This window comes from Cellulophaga baltica, from assembly GCF_018861125.1.
Taxonomy (GTDB): Bacteria; Bacteroidota; Bacteroidia; order Flavobacteriales; family Flavobacteriaceae; genus Cellulophaga; species Cellulophaga baltica_A.
In genome coordinates, this window is sequence record NZ_JAHKQN010000013.1 from 339307 (window position 1) to 351875 (window position 12569).

The 12569-nt window shown below is 30.4% G+C and carries 10 protein-coding genes; 7 read left to right on the forward strand and 3 right to left on the reverse strand.

What is annotated here, in order from left to right:
• Complete coding sequence (locus KO500_RS04270; protein ID WP_215955261.1) at window positions 1-384, reverse strand: DUF2007 domain-containing protein; 384 nt, start codon at window positions 382-384, stop codon at window positions 1-3.
• Window positions 377-1531, reverse strand: a complete 1155-nt coding sequence (locus KO500_RS04275; RefSeq protein WP_215955262.1) for an aminotransferase class I/II-fold pyridoxal phosphate-dependent enzyme — start codon at window positions 1529-1531, stop codon at window positions 377-379. Before KO500_RS04275 ends, KO500_RS04270 begins: the two co-directional genes overlap by 8 nt.
• Before the next feature lie 127 nt (window positions 1532-1658).
• Between KO500_RS04275 and KO500_RS04280 the strand changes: the two genes are divergently transcribed.
• Window positions 1659-3464, forward strand: a complete 1806-nt coding sequence (locus KO500_RS04280) for a M61 family metallopeptidase (RefSeq protein ID WP_215955263.1) — start codon at window positions 1659-1661, stop codon at window positions 3462-3464.
• Between the two features lie 120 nt (window positions 3465-3584).
• On the opposite strand, the gene KO500_RS04285 is transcribed toward KO500_RS04280, so the two are convergent.
• A complete protein-coding gene (locus KO500_RS04285; RefSeq protein ID WP_215955264.1) occupies window positions 3585-3887 on the reverse strand; it encodes a hypothetical protein in 303 nt (100 codons plus the stop codon).
• 278 nt (window positions 3888-4165) lie between these two features.
• On the opposite strand from KO500_RS04285, the gene KO500_RS04290 reads away from it, so the two are divergent.
• The 6 genes from KO500_RS04290 (at window position 4166) to KO500_RS04315 (ending at window position 12564) form a co-directional block, all read left to right on the forward strand.
• Window positions 4166-4639, forward strand: a complete 474-nt coding sequence (locus KO500_RS04290; protein ID WP_215955265.1) for a UpxY family transcription antiterminator — start codon at window positions 4166-4168, stop codon at window positions 4637-4639.
• Between the two features lie 379 nt (window positions 4640-5018).
• Complete coding sequence (gene gmd / locus KO500_RS04295) at window positions 5019-6131, forward strand: GDP-mannose 4,6-dehydratase (protein WP_215955266.1); 1113 nt, start codon at window positions 5019-5021, stop codon at window positions 6129-6131.
• Between the two features lie 81 nt (window positions 6132-6212).
• Entirely contained in the window at window positions 6213-7295 is a 1083-nt protein-coding gene (locus KO500_RS04300) for a GDP-L-fucose synthase family protein (protein ID WP_215955267.1), read from the forward strand.
• 130 nt (window positions 7296-7425) lie between these two features.
• Window positions 7426-8775: an exopolysaccharide biosynthesis polyprenyl glycosylphosphotransferase gene (locus KO500_RS04305; RefSeq protein ID WP_215955268.1), complete on the forward strand. Its 1350-nt coding sequence runs from the start codon at window positions 7426-7428 to the stop codon at window positions 8773-8775.
• 57 nt (window positions 8776-8832) lie between these two features.
• A complete protein-coding gene (locus tag KO500_RS04310; protein WP_215955269.1) occupies window positions 8833-11145 on the forward strand; it encodes a GumC family protein in 2313 nt (770 codons plus the stop codon).
• A gap of 54 nt (window positions 11146-11199) precedes the next feature.
• Window positions 11200-12564: a lipopolysaccharide biosynthesis protein gene (locus KO500_RS04315; RefSeq protein ID WP_215955270.1), complete on the forward strand. Its 1365-nt coding sequence runs from the start codon at window positions 11200-11202 to the stop codon at window positions 12562-12564.
• Window positions 12565-12569: the final 5 nt, after the last annotated feature.

The following is a 12569-nucleotide window of genomic DNA, read 5'->3' on the forward strand; positions in this document are numbered from 1 at the left end:
TTAATATGGTTTTGTAATTATATTACAGTTTAAACATTTAAACTTTCTTTTTTCGAAAAATGGGAACAGCTTATGGAATATACTTTTACGCTCATAATAACTTTCTGATTTTTGAGCTTTACAATTTGGGCAAGTAATTGGCTGACCATTATCACCTATAGCATAACTACGTATGCTATCATAAATTTCTCTAGCTCTCTCTTCATCTTCGGTAAACACTTGAATTTTAGCACCGCCGACAGCATTACTAATTAAAGGGTCTGAATTAACGATGTTTCCATCTTTTACAAAAACTTGAATACCTTCGGATTCTAATTTAAGTTTAAAAATTTCAAGATCAGCAACATATTCAAATGCTGCTACGGTTGTAAATTTATCAGCCATTATTGTAATTTTTGTTTAAGGTAACTAATAAATTTTTAATTTCTTCTTTTGAATTATAGCTGTGCAAACAAAAACGTAAACGCTCTTGCCCACTAGGTACTGTGGGCGACAGAATTGGTTTAACAGAATACCCCTTCTCTTCTATTTTTAAAGCTAATTTTTTTACGTTATCAATGCCTGAAATAACACTACACTGTATTGCAGCCTCACTTTTAATAAATAATGAAGCTATATTTAATTCTTCTATTTGATTTTTGAAAAAAGAGATGTTTTCTAATAATTTTTCTCTGTTTTTATTTTGACGTAAAAGCTCTTGATAGGCACTAATTATAGTTGCTACAGCATGTGGTGATAAACCAGTGGTATAAATAAAACTACGCGCAAAATTCACCAAATAGTTTTTCAATTGTATACTACCCAAAACTGCAGCTCCATGACAACCCATTGCTTTGCCAAAAGTTACAATTTGTGCAAAAACCTGATCTTGAATCCCTAATTCATGAAGTAAACCTTGCCCTTTATCACCAAAAACACCAATAGCATGGGCCTCATCAACAATAAAATGGAAGTTATTATCAGTTGTAAAATCAGCAAACGCTTTTAAATTAGGTGAATCACCATCCATAGAAAAAACTGACTCTGTAACAATGTAAACTTCATTCTCTGTGCTAACCACAAGTCTTTCCACCAACTGCTTTAAATCTTCTATTTCGTTATGTTTAAATTTATATGCTTTAGCGTTACTCATCGCAATACCATCACGAATACTGGCATGAACATATTCGTCATAAAAAACAAGATCACCACGCTGTAAAACAGCACTAAAAAAACCAATATTGGCATCATAACCAGAGTTAAACACTAAAGCTGCTTCAACATGATGAAAGTCTATAATTGTATTTTCTAGTTGCGAATACAAATTATGATTACCAGAAATTAACCTAGAACCAGTTGCTCCGTTCTGTTTAAAGTTATTAGCAAAAAGTAATTGTGAAGCATTCTCAAATATTACTTTGTTTTTAGAAAAACCAATATAATCGTTAGAATAAAAATCAATTAAATTATTGGAATTCGGCAAAATTCGCAATGCATTTTTTTGCTTACGATTTTCTAACTTTCTACTCAGTTTTTTGGGAAAAATTGGCATACTGTAAAGGTAAAAATTATCATTAATATATGCCGCAAGAAAAGTTAATTCGGAATTTACTTTTTTTAACAAAAAGGTAAAATATATATAAACACTATCTTAGTAGCATTACTAAAACACTCTTTAAATGAAAACTATTTTTCTTCTTATTTTCCTAACCTTTACCGCACTTACAATTGCACAAACAAACAATTACAGTATTTCTTTTGAAAATGCTATTCACCACGAAGCAGTAATTAAAGCAAATTTCTCTGATGTTAATTCTAAAGTTTTTACTGTTAGAATGAGTAGAACCTCTCCAGGCAGATATGCATTGCACGAATTTGCTAAAAATGTGTATAATTTTAAAGCGATCGATAATAAAGGTAACTCTCTGAAAGTGACAAGGCCGAATCCGTATCAATGGGATATTCATAATCACAATGGTACAGTTAATATTAGCTATACACTTTTTGCTAATCGTGCAGATGGCACTTATAGTCAAATTGATGAAACTCATGCCCACTTAAATACCCCTGCAACCTTTATGTATGCTCCTGAGTTTTCAGAAAGAAAGATTGAAATAAATTTTAAGCCTCGTGAAGATTTAAATTGGAAGATTGCCACACAATTACCACTGGTTTCCGGAAATACGTACAGCGCCCCAAATCTTCAGTATTTTATGGATAGCCCTACTGAAATTAGCGATTACAGTATTAGAAAATTTGACGTAATTGAAGCTAACGGAAAAAAGAAAACAATAAAGTTTGACTTACACCATAATGGAACTGAAGAAGAACTTGATACTTATTTTGAAAAAGTAAAGAAAATAGTTTTGGAAGAAAAAAAAGTGTTTGGTGAGCTTCCTGATTTTGATTACAATGAATATACTTTTTTAGCATGTTATATGCCAAATGCTTCAAGAGATGGTATGGAACACCGAAACTCAACAGTTTTAACTAGTTCAAAAAGTTTAGCTGATGGCGGTATGGAAGGTAATATTGGTACTGTTTCTCATGAGTTTTTTCACTCATGGAATGTTGAGCGAATAAGACCGCAATCATTAGAACCTTTTAATTTTGAAGAAGCAAATATGAGTGGTGAATTATGGTTTGCTGAAGGCTTTACAAGCTACTATACCAATCTTATTTTGTGTAGAGCAGGTATTATCAGTAAAGAAAAGTATGTAGAAGGACTAACTGGAACTTTTAATTATGTTTGGAATTCACCCGCAAGACAGTTTTTTAATCCTATTGAAATGAGTTACCAAGCTCCTTTTGTTGACGCAGCAACTTCCGTAGACCCCGTAAATAGAGAAAATACATTTATTTCATACTATTCATATGGTAGCATGCTCGGTTTGGCTCTAGATTTACAACTACGTGACAACAAATTGAATTTAGATGATTTTATGAAGTTAGTTTGGAACACTTATGGTAAAAAAGAAATACCATATACGATTCAAGACTTGAACAATAGGTTGAATGAATATGCGGGAAAAGAATTTGGCGATGATTTCTTTAATAAATACATCTATAAAAGTGAAATGCCTGATTACAAAAATCTTTTAAATACAGTAGGTGTTGTTTTAACCCAAGATATTTCAACACCTTACTTTGGAACCAATGCAGTTATAAATTCTGATTTAAATGGCAAAATTTCTGGTGCAATAAAAATTGGCAGTCCTGCCTATATCGCTGGTATTGAAAAAGATGATATTATTACATTAATAAATGGCAAACCTTTTCCGAACGGACAAAAGTTTAGCGACTATATAAACAAATTTAATGTGGGTGATAAATTAACTATTGATTTTCTAAGATATGAAGTCAAAAAAAAAACCATAATAAAACTAGGTTCTAACCCTTTATATAAAATAGAATTAATAGAAAAAAGTGGCAATCAGCCTTCAAGGAAAATTATAAAAAATAGAAAGGCATGGCTTAAATTATAAACAAGATTAATAAACACCTATAATAAGTATCATTTTTGTCAACAAACATAAAGGTTTAATATTAAATGTAAACCCTTACTTACTATAGGTGTCAATTTATTTTAAAATCTAGAATATGAATTAAGCAACTGCATCGAATTTCTTATTACTACAATGTAGTTTTTGTATTCTTCCTTCAAGTAATTTTGAGTATTCTAGTTGATTTTGAGCAATTTTTTCATAATCATAAGCAACTGAATTACCTACAGCAACAGAACCGGTTTTGTTCTTATTTCTCACTAAGGGTCTACTGCCTATACTAGTTCTAAAAAACTTTTTGTTGAACCTTGCTAATAATTTTTCTAAAAAGGTTACTGATTTTTTTTCAGTAAAAGCTGTAGTCTTTTCAACAGCTATTTCATTTGTAATTTGAATAGTTTGCATACGTCATTAAGATTTGGGTTCTGTAAAAGTAACGAATTAAATTATATTATATTACAAAAGGATGACTTTTTATGATGAAATTTCCTACAAATATTTTTTAAAAATTAATTTTTAACTCAATCAAATTTTACTTTAACTCAAATAAAATTAAGTCTTTACGATAAATAAAAACCACAAAAACTATATCAAATTAAAAGATATGTGGTTAAAAATTTAACTTATTTTTGACAGGTATTTCTGTTAAAACAGGAAGCATAACAATACAAAATATTTATTTTATGAACTGGTATGTAATATATGTACAGTACAGAAAAGAAAAGAAAATAGCCCAGCAACTTGAAAATATTGGTATAGATGTGTATTGTCCAATCATTAAAGAAATTAAACAATGGAGCGATCGGAAGAAAACAATTGAAACACCATTATTTAAATCATATGTTTTTGTACGACTCGATGAAAAAGAAAGAAAACGTGTTTTTGATATTTCAGGAGTGATACGTTATTTATTTTGGCTTGGTAAACCGGCAATAGTGAAAGATGAAGAAATAAATACTATTAAAAATTGGTTGGAAAATGATACTGTTGAAGAAATTACTTTATCAAATTTAATACCTGGTGATCAATTATTAATTAAAAATGGCTTTTTAAAAAATCATAATGCAATTATACAAGAAATTGGTAAAAAGAGAATGCGATTAATTATTCCTGGATTAGATATTGTTTTAAATGCTAGAATTAAAGATGTGGTTTAATAATTAATTTTAAACATGAAAAATTAACACATCACCTTATGACAAATTTAACAGCAGAATAAGACATTTAACTTATCTCAATGATAGAGGTACCTAAATATATTATAACCATATAAACATCTATAATATTATATACATCGTAAATATCAATAGAGATTCAAATGAAACCTTGTAACTTAAACTTAGCGTGTTTAATTTTAAATGTTTTAAGGTTTTATTTACATTTAAAAAAAGTATGAAATGACTCTGAATATCAGATATTTCTTCTTTTTGATTTCAACTATGTGGCTTTCAATTTGTGGCTAACAATGCGGAGCGGTACCAAAGAATTAATAAATAGTATAAAAACAAAATAACCATTTTATAAATAATTTAAATTATGAAAGTAGCATTTATTACCGGCGTAACTGGACAAGATGGCGCTTACCTTAGCGAATTTTTACTTAAAAAAGGATACCAAGTTCACGGTCTTAAAAGAAGAGCGTCATTATTTAATACGGATAGAATTGACCACCTATACCAAGATCCTCATGTAGAAAATCGTAATTTTATTTTACATTATGGTGATATGACGGATAGTACTAACCTAATTCGTTTAATTCAAGAAATTCAACCAGATGAAATTTACAACTTGGCCGCAATGAGCCATGTACAAGTTTCTTTTGAAGTTCCTGAATATACCGGTAATGCTGATGGTTTAGGTACACTTCGTATATTAGATGCTGTACGTTTATTAGGCTTAGAGAAAAAAACACGTATATACCAAGCTTCAACATCTGAATTATATGGTAAGGTGCAAGAAGTTCCTCAATCAGAAACTACACCTTTTTATCCTCGTAGCCCGTATGCGGTTGCTAAAATGTATGCTTTTTGGATTACAGTAAATTATAGAGAAGCATACGGAATGTATGCATGTAATGGTATTCTATTTAATCATGAATCTCCTATTCGAGGGGAAACTTTTGTAACTCGTAAAATTACTCGCGCAACTTCAAGAATTGCTCTTGGCTTACAAGACAAATTATACCTAGGAAACTTAGATGCAAAAAGAGATTGGGGTCATGCAAAAGATTATGTTCGTATGATGTGGATGATCTTACAGGCAGAAGAGGCTGAAGATTGGGTTATTGCTACAGGTAAAACTACTCCAGTTAGAGAGTTTGTTCGTATGGCTTTTAACGAAGTTGGTATAGAACTTGAATTTAAAGGAGAAGGTATTGACGAAAAAGGATATGTAAAAGCTTGTAACAACCCTGAATTTCAAATAGAAATTGGAAAAGAAGTTCTTGCAGTTGATCCTAAATATTTTAGACCTACTGAAGTTGATTTATTAATTGGTGATGCTACAAAAGCGAATACTAAATTAGGTTGGATTCCTGAATATGATTTACAGGGCTTACTTAAAGATATGATGCAAAGCGACATTAAGTTAATGCAGAAAGATCAGCATTTGAAAAAAGGAGGTTACGAAACTTTTAATTATTTCGAATAAAGATTTAATTCTAAAAATTAAACGCATGCCATATATAATAAATATGTGGTATGCTAATAAAAAAGTTCGTCAATATCATATATGGAAAAAGAAGCTAAAATTTACGTTGCTGGTCACCGTGGCCTAGTAGGTAGTGCAATCATAAAAAATTTGCAAGCAAGAGGGTACAGTAACTTTGTTACTAGAACTCACAAAGAACTCGATTTAACCAACAGTGTTGATGTCGCTAATTTTTTCGATAAAGAAAAACCAGATTATGTTTTTTTGGCAGCGGCAAAAGTAGGTGGTATTGTAGCAAATAATACATATAGAGCTGATTTCATACATGATAACTTAATGATACAAAATAATGTGATTCATCAAAGTTATGTTCATAAGGTTAAAAAAATGATGTTTTTGGGCAGTACCTGTATCTACCCTAAACTTTGTCAACAACCAATGAAAGAAGATTATCTGCTAACTGATACTTTAGAATATACTAACGAACCATATGCAATAGCTAAAATAGCAGGTATTAAAATGTGTGAAAGTTACAACTTGCAATATAAAACAAATTTTATATCTGTAATGCCAACAAATCTTTACGGCCCTAATGACAATTTTGACTTAGAAAAATCTCATGTATTACCGGCTCTTATTCGAAAAATGCATCTTGGTAAAGCTTTAGAAAATAATGACTGGGAAACTATTAGAAAAGATTTAAATAATCTCCCTATCGAAGGTGTTGATGGTGGCGCAAGTGAAAATGCTATTTATTCGATTTTAGACAAGTACGGAATTCAGAAAAAAGAGAACACCGTGCATTTAGAAATTTGGGGCTCAGGAAAACCGATGAGAGAGTTTTTATGGAGTGAGGACATGGCCGATGCTTGTGTATTTCTAATGGAAAAAAGAAACTTTGAAGATTGTTATGATACGACAACTAAAGAGATTCGAAACACTCACATAAACATTGGAACAGGTATAGATATTTCAATAAGAGACTTAGCATTACTTATAAAAGAAAATATTGGTTTTGAAGGTAAATTGTTTTTTAACATTGACAAACCAGATGGTACCATGAAAAAATTAACTGACCCATCAAAACTACATGCATTAGGCTGGAAACACACCGTAGAACTAAAAGAAGGAGTCACTAGAATTTATGACTGGTACACTAAATAAAAATAATTTTTTTTATTATTTTATAAGTATAGCTTATAATATTTAGTACAAAGTTTCTCCAATTAATTTTATTGTTTGACAACCAACCAATAACTAACCAAATTAATATAACATATACTAAAGGTTACAAATGAAAAAGTCATATTTTGTCGTCCCACTTTCATTTATATTTCATATAATTTCCATCAACTTAATATTATATTTACTTACTCCTGAAACTTACAGAAGTGGTTATAGTATATTATATTACAATATATCTTGGTATGTAGTTACCTACAGCATTGATTTCTATCCTACTTCTAGAAGAGAAGGCTTTGGAACTAATTTGAGAAATTTTCTTTTGCTTTTTATTCTGTATGGCCTAGTGTTTTTTACCTCTTTTACTTTTTTGGGTCAACACCATTATGATTCGTCTTTCTTAGTGCTAGTATATCTACTTATCTGCCTAGTACTAACATTCTTCAGAATGGTTTTTTATTTCTCAAGAAACCTTTATAGGTCTCAAGGCTACAATAAAGGCGTACGTGCTGTAGTAATCGGAAGAGATAAAAACTTAAAAAAATTAAGGCGAATTTTCGATACTCCCGAATACGGTTATAAGTACATGGGTTATTTTGATAACTCAAAATCTGGCAGTCCAACTTACCTCGGAAATATAAAAACTTCATTTGATTATATATTTGATAACAATATTCAAGAAGTTTATTGTTTAGCTTCAAGACTTTCAAAAAGTGAGATTCAAGAGTTAATGAAAATTGCTGATAATAGCCTTAAAAAAATAAAGATTATACCTGATAATAAAGAATTATTCTCAAGAGCAATGTCTATTGAATTATACGGTGAAGTTCCTGTTTTAAACTTACGTGCATCACCATTAGAGTTAGAATATGCTAACGTTGTAAAGCGAGTATTTGATATTATTTTTTCGAGTTTAGCTATAGTTTTTCTTCTTTCTTGGTTAACCCCAATTATTTGGATTTTAATGAAAATAGACTCAAAAGGTCCATTGTTTTTCAAGCAGAAAAGACACGGTGTAAATAGAGATACTTTTGAATGTTACAAATTTAGATCTATGACTAAAAGTGACACTAGTGATACCAAGATGGCTACTAAAAACGATATGAGAATTACAAAACTTGGTCGAATTTTACGTAAGACAAGTATTGATGAACTACCTCAATTTTTCAATGTTCTTAAAGGCGACATGAGTGTTGTGGGTCCAAGACCTCATATGCAATTACATACTGAAAAATATGAGAAATCAGTTGATAAATATTTAGTCCGTCACTTTTTAAAACCGGGCATTACAGGATTAGCACAAATTAAAGGATGCCGTGGTGAAATTGTTGAAAAAGCTGATATTATTAACAGAGTTCGATATGATATTTTTTATATGGAAAAATGGTCATTACAGTTAGATTTATCTATTATATATTACACAGTTGCTAATGCTATTAGAGGAGAAGAAAAAGCCTATTAAAGTCCAAAATTAACAAACCAAAGTTATCCTAACCTATTATTAAATTCATCCCAAAAAATGGAAGAAACACATTCAGATTTTAATTCTCAGCAAGAAACAAATATCCGTTCAATAATATTTAAATATGTAAGGTATTGGCCACTATTTTTAGTTTCAATATTTGTTGGTATACTCACTGTATACCTTCACATCAGGTATAGGGCGGTAAATGAATATAATATTGAAAGCACCATACTGTTAAAAAATGTAGAAGCAGGCCAAGGTTTAAATAATTTAACTGAGTTTACAAATTTAGGTTTAGTTAAAAATACACACAGTTTAGAAGATGAAATAGGCATCTTAACTTCTTTTGGTGTTATGGAAGAGGTAATATCCAAAAATAATTATCATATTACATTTTATAATGAAGGTTCCATTCGTGACGTTGAACTACATGGTAATAACATACCAATTAATATAACTGCAGACGAAACGGCTGAAAATTTAATTTATAACACACCTGTTCATTTTCAGTACATTGACCCAACAACTTACAAATTATCTGCCACTATTAAAGTTGATGACGTTGAGAAAGAAATAAATTCACAACACACTTTTGGCGAAGTAATTACTACGCCTTATGGTACATTCACTATTGCTACTAAAGGAGAAAACCCTTCATTTGATAATTCACAAAAACTATATTTCAAAATTGGTAATAAAGAAGACGTTATTACTAACTATATAGGTAGACTTAGTGTTACTTCTGCAAATAAAACAGGTGGTTCTTTAAATTTAAGTTTTATTTCTAATGACAGAAAAAAAGGTGAAGAGGTCTTGTCAAATATTATAGAAACTTATATTGAAAAAACTATAAAATATGAAAATGAATTAGCTGAAAACACCATCAAAATGATTGATGACCGACTAACACTATTGTCTGGAGAAATTGAAGGTGTAGAAAAAACGGTTGTAGACTTTAAAACACAAAATACTGTTACTAATATTGCAAACAATGCTGATACATACATACAGCAATCAAACGATTATAAAAATCGCGTTGCTGAATATCAAACACAAATTAATGTTTTAGAAGGTGTTGAGTTTTCTTTACAAAACAGTAACAACGAAACTACAATTGGAGGTACTGCAATTAATGACCCTACCGTAAATAGTTTAATCACACAATATAACCAAGCGTTAATTGAAAAACAGAATTTATCACAATCAGCTTCAAGCTCAAATCCTGTGATTGCTAATTTAGATCAAAGCCTGAACAGTCTTCGTCAATCAATTGTACAAAACATTAAGAATGTTAAAAATGGGTATTCTATAGCAAGTGGTAACTTATTGGCTAACGCTAATAAATATGACTATAAAATTGCTAAAGTGCCAGGCATGGAAAAAAAATTAATTGATATTAGCCGAGATAAGAGCACAAAAGAAGGGCTGTATTTATATTTATTACAAAAAAGAGAAGAAGAAGTATTATCTCTTGCTGCGCCAGTTTCGTCTACAAGAATAGTGAGCTACCCAAAATCAGGGAAATGGCCAATTAGCCCAAATAAAAAAATCCTCTATTTTACAGGCTTACTTTTAGGTTTGGCAATACCAACTTCACTAATTTATGCGAAAGAAATATTGAATAACAAAATTACAAGTGTTGAAGATCTTACTAAAAAATTAAGAGCACCGTTTTTAGGTGAAATAGCAAAGAGCAAAAAACAAACTATTGTGATAACGGAAGATCGTGATGCTTCACCTGAAGCAGAATTATTTCGTCTATTATTATTTAATTTAAATTATCTTAAAAAATCAGAAAACAACCAAACTATTTTGGTGACTTCAACTGCAAAAGGAGAAGGTAAAACTTTTATGGCTTCAAACTTAGCATTAACTTTTGCTTCAAATGGCGAAAAAGTTGTAGTACTAACTTTTGATTTGAGAGAACCAAAATTAATGGATAATTTCAACTTACCGAACTCACCAGGAATCTCAGATTACATTGTTAAAGAAAGCACATCAACTTCAGAAATCATACAAAAACACCCAAATATTGAAAATTTCTACCTAGTAGGATCTGGTAGTATAAAAACTCATGTTGGTCGCTTAATGGTTAACAACAGAATCGGAGAATTAATGGAAAACCTTAAAAATAATTTCGATCGTATTATTATTGATACGGCACCAATTGGCCTTATATCTGATGCATTCGCATTGGATGAATATATTGATAGTACAATTTATGTGGTTCGAAAAGATGTTACAAAAAAAGATGCTATTAAAACAATAAATACTATTTATGATAACGAACGACTTAAAAATACTATGGTAGTTTTAAATGACACTAAAGCAGCCGCATCTTATGGTTACGGTTCATCTAAAAAATAGTTATTCCATCAAAAAAAATAATTTCAATAATTAACAAAGCTCTAGTAGCAAAATATGTCATTAAAAAAAAGAATCGTTAACAATGGTCTGGCTTCTATTTTATCAAAAGGTGTACGTGTTCTAGAACAGCTTTTCCTAGTCCCTTTTTTTATAACAGCATGGGGTGCTGCATATTATGGAGAATGGATAACACTTACCATAATTCCAAGTGTTATGGCTTTTTCAAATTTGGGTTTTGGTTCCGCAGCTGCTAATAGTTTAGTTTTGACCTATGCAGCTGGAGACAAACAAAAAGCTGCAGATATTAGCAAAACAGGATTCTACATCATTACTATTATGGTACTTGTAGGGGTTCTTATAAGTGCTTTAGTAATTTATGTTTTAAACATATATCATGTATTTGATAAATCATTAATAAATAGTTCTGAAGCTATTATTGCTGTTTCTATATTAATATTAGCACGTTTATTAAATTTTTATTTTCAACTTATTGAAGCTTATTACAGAGCTGCACAAAAAGCAGCTTTAAGTATTAATTTGATAACATTGAGAGCTGCATTAAATTTAGGTGCAGGTCTGTTAGTTTTATTACTAGGTATGGGCATCGTAGAATTTGCAATATCACAATTATTTGTAACCGTATTTTTTGGAGCTTACTATTGGATTAGAGGAAGACAAATTATAGGTTTACATAAAGAATTCAAAGGAGTTAAAAATTCTATTATATTAAAAGATGTTACTGCTAAAGGCCTAAGCTACTTAATGCTACCTGTCTGGCAAATCATCTACTTTCAAGGTACAACATTCGTAGTTCGTATTGTTCTTGGCCCTGAGGCTGTTGCTATTTTTAATACTGCTAGAACATTAAGTCGCTCATTTAATCAAGTTTTATATTTAGTAGAACCCACTATATTTCCTGAATTACAAGTTGCAATCGGAAAAAACAACTGGAAAACTGCAAGACAAATTTTTAGAATTTCTTTAATTGGTGTATTCATATTATCTGTAATTGGCGTCTTCTTTCTAGCAATATTTGGATTGTGGTTTTATAACATGTGGACTAAAAACGAATTAGGCATGCCAGATTCTATGTGGTATATTCTAATATCCGCGATGCTATTTAATGCAATTTGGTATACAACTGAAATGGTGTTTAGAGCTGTGAACCAACCAAAAAAAATGGGAATATATGGTGTCATAGCGGCTATTATAGCAGTAATTTTAACGTATGCCTTTTCTAAACTATACGGCCTTATAGGTGCCGCAATTGGGGCTGTTTCCTTAGACTTAATATTGCTAATTTTAGTAATCCCAAATGGATTTAAAATAATGGAAATGACTATTCGTAGTGTAGTGATACATAGTTTTGCAGATTTCAAAATTTTATTCAAAAAAATATCTAAAAGAATAACTCGTTAAAATTC

Bases quoted from the DNA above. Each gene is read 5' to 3' on its own strand.
- gmd (WP_215955266.1), top strand. From the start codon at position 5,019: ATGAAAGTAGCATTTATTACCGGCGTAACTGGACAAGATGGCGCTTAC.
- KO500_RS04280 (WP_215955263.1), top strand. From the start codon at position 1,659: ATGAAAACTATTTTTCTTCTTATTTTCCTAACCTTTACCGCACTTACA.
- KO500_RS04275 (WP_215955262.1), bottom strand. From the start codon at position 1,531: ATGCCAATTTTTCCCAAAAAACTGAGTAGAAAGTTAGAAAATCGTAAG.
- KO500_RS04290 (WP_215955265.1), top strand. From the start codon at position 4,166: ATGAACTGGTATGTAATATATGTACAGTACAGAAAAGAAAAGAAAATA.
- KO500_RS04285 (WP_215955264.1), bottom strand. From the start codon at position 3,887: ATGCAAACTATTCAAATTACAAATGAAATAGCTGTTGAAAAGACTACA.
- KO500_RS04300 (WP_215955267.1), top strand. From the start codon at position 6,213: ATGGAAAAAGAAGCTAAAATTTACGTTGCTGGTCACCGTGGCCTAGTA.
- KO500_RS04305 (WP_215955268.1), top strand. From the start codon at position 7,426: ATGAAAAAGTCATATTTTGTCGTCCCACTTTCATTTATATTTCATATA.
- KO500_RS04310 (WP_215955269.1), top strand. From the start codon at position 8,833: ATGGAAGAAACACATTCAGATTTTAATTCTCAGCAAGAAACAAATATC.
- KO500_RS04270 (WP_215955261.1), bottom strand. From the start codon at position 384: ATGGCTGATAAATTTACAACCGTAGCAGCATTTGAATATGTTGCTGAT.
- KO500_RS04315 (WP_215955270.1), top strand. From the start codon at position 11,200: ATGTCATTAAAAAAAAGAATCGTTAACAATGGTCTGGCTTCTATTTTA.